Annotated in this window: 3 protein-coding genes; all 3 read left to right on the forward strand. The window is 42.7% G+C overall.

Annotation, left to right across the window (positions count from 1 at the left end):
- Positions 1-215 (forward strand): PLP-dependent transferase (locus tag SORDD24_RS11470; protein ID WP_231082637.1); only part of this gene is annotated, 215 nt, incomplete at its 5' end.
- Positions 216-222: 7 nt separating this feature from the next.
- Positions 223-1,389, forward strand: coding sequence for a MalY/PatB family protein (locus SORDD24_RS01085; protein WP_061406741.1), 1,167 nt, complete (start codon positions 223-225; stop codon positions 1,387-1,389).
- Positions 1,390-1,481: 92 nt separating this feature from the next.
- The coding region (locus tag SORDD24_RS11475; RefSeq protein WP_231082638.1) for an SNF2 helicase associated domain-containing protein at positions 1,482-2,710 on the forward strand (1,229 nt) is incomplete at its 3' end.

Below are 2,710 nucleotides of genomic sequence, written 5' to 3' on the forward strand. Positions count from 1 at the left end.
CTCATATTTTAAATAGCCTGAAGGTTTTCTCTTTTGCTGAGAGTTTGGGTGGGGTGGAAAGCCTGATCACCTATCCAACAAGCCAAACCCATGCGGATATTCCAGTAGAAGTGCGCCATTCCTATGGATTGACAGATGATCTTTTGCGTTTGTCTATTGGGATTGAGGATGCTAGAGATTTGATTGCGGACTTGCGTCAAGCATTAGAAGGATAAGACAAATATGGGAAAATACGATTTTACCAGTCTGCCCAATCGTTTTGGGCATCATACCTATAAATGGAAAGAGGCAGAAGCTGATCGAGAAATTCTACCAGCCTGGATAGCGGATATGGACTTTGTAGTCTTGCCTGAGGTTCGACAAGCCGTACAAATCTATGCGGATCAGTTGGTCTATGGTTATACTTATGCAAGCGACGCTTTGATTGAGTCGGTTCAGGATTGGGAAGCCAGCCAACATGGGTATCACTTTGACAAGGATGCTCTTGTCTTTATCGAGGGAGTGGTGCCAGCTATTTCAACAGCCATTCAAGCCTTTACAAAAGAAGGGGAGGCTGTTCTGATTAACACACCGGTCTATCCACCTTTTGCTCGCAGTGTCAAACTCAACAATCGCCGATTGATTACTAATTCTTTGGTGGAAAAGGACGGGCTGTTTGAGATTGACTTTGACCAGTTAGAGAAGCAATTGGTGGAAGAGGATGTGAAGCTTTATATCCTTTGCAACCCTCATAATCCTGGGGGCCGTGTTTGGGAAAAGGAAGTGTTAGAAAAGATTGGTCATCTCTGCCAAAAACATGGTGTATTGCTGGTTTCGGATGAGATTCACCAAGATTTGGCCCTCTTTGGTCACAAACACCAGTCTTTTAATACCATTGATCCTGCTTTTAAAGACTTTGCCCTTATCTTGAGTAGTGCCACTAAGACCTTTAATATTGCTGGGACCAAGAATTCCTATGCAGTTATTGAAAATCCAAAGCTTCGTGTTGCTTTTCAAAAACGCCAGTTGGCCAATAACCAGCATGAAATCTCAGGCTTGGGGTATTTGACAACAGAAGCTGCCTACCGTTATGGCAAGGACTGGTTAGGAGAACTAAAAGAAGTCATCGAAGACCATATTAACTATGTAGTGGATGTTTTGGGCAACGAAACCAAGATTCAGGTCATGAAACCACAAGGTACCTACTTGATCTGGTTGGATTTTTCAGCCTATGACCTAACGGATGATCGCTTGCAAGAGCTTTTGAAGAATGAAGCCAAGGTTATCTTGAACCAAGGTTTGGACTTTGGAGAGGAAGGAGCTCTTCATGCTCGCCTCAATGTAGCCATGCCGAAGTCAGTACTAGAAGAGGTTTGTCAACGCATCGTGACCACTTTTGCTACACTTTAAGAATCGAGCCTTCTAGGAGAAAAGTCTTCCTGGAAGGCTATTTTCATAGGGGATAATATGGTATAATGAGGAGATAAGATAAAGGGGTAACTATGGCTAAATTGATTCCAGGAAAATTGCGCATGGAGGGGGTCACCCTCTATGAGAAGGGCAAGATTGAGATCATCAAGGAAAAAGGGAATCGCCTCTATACACGTGTAGCTGGAGAAGATTTGCGCTACAGTTTAGAGGATGATCTTGTTTTTTGCGCTTGCGATTTTTTCCAAAAAAGAGGTTACTGTATTCACCTAGCAGCGCTCGAGCATTATCTGAAAAATGATGAAGAAGGCCAGGTGATTTTACAAACCTTAGAAAAAGGACATGAAGAGCAAGAAGAAGTTGAAACCAAGGTTAGTTTTGGTGGAAGTTTTTTGGAGCGTGTTCAACCTCAAAAACGAGAAGAGGCATACACTTTGTCGGCTCTAGGCCAGGTGGAAGCTGGAACCAATCGCCTCCTTTGGACTCTTCGAATCGGTTTGCTTGAGAGTCAAAAATATTATGTCATCCGTGATATTCCACTCTTTTTGAAGGTCTTGGCCCAAAGCAAATCTTACATGATTGGGAAACACTATGAGAATAATTTGTCTTGGGAGGTTTTTAACGAATCGAGTCAAGAAGTTCTTACTTTTTTACGGGGCTTGATTGAGGAGGGGCTCAGTCAGGAACTCTTTTTCCCAAATCAAGGTCGTCACCTCTTTTTTCCTCTGACCTTTTTTGAGCAAGGGGTGGGGTTATTGATGAACTTGGAAGATTTTCATTTTGACCACCAGCTTGATAGTTATGAGAATCTCCTCTTTCATGATTTAGATCCTGATGCAGGACTTTTCTCTTTTTCTGTGCAGGAGTACCCTGATTATTTTGAGATGGAGATTTCTGAAAGTGAGCGAGTCAACGTATTCTATGGAGGGGCGGTTCTCTTTCGTAAGGGCAATGTTTATCTCTTAAATCCGAAACAAATAAGTCTTTTAAAGGAAATCAATGAACTTCCTCAGGAAACAAAAGGGAGAAAATGCCTTCAGTTTGATACTGGCGATCGGGATCGATTGGCTTCCTGTCTTCCTTTGTTTGGGCAACTGGGCAAGATTTCTGCTCCAGAACGTTTACAAATACGCCCCTTTTCACCGATCTTTTACTTTGACAAGGAGAAGGATGGTCGTATCCGCTTGGATATCGAGTTTGATTATGGAGATATTCAGGTGACTAGCCATCAAGAGCTGGAAGAATTACCTTTCGCTAGCGATGCTGCTGTAGAAAGTCAGATATTTCAAGTTAGTTTAGGGGC

This window comes from Streptococcus oralis (assembly GCF_001579175.1).
Lineage (GTDB): Bacteria > Bacillota > Bacilli > Lactobacillales > Streptococcaceae > Streptococcus > Streptococcus oralis_O.

What these genes read in the sequence shown, in the direction of transcription:
- SORDD24_RS01085 (WP_061406741.1), top strand. Translation starts at nt 223, where the DNA reads ATGGGAAAATACGATTTTACCAGTCTGCCCAATCGTTTTGGGCATCAT.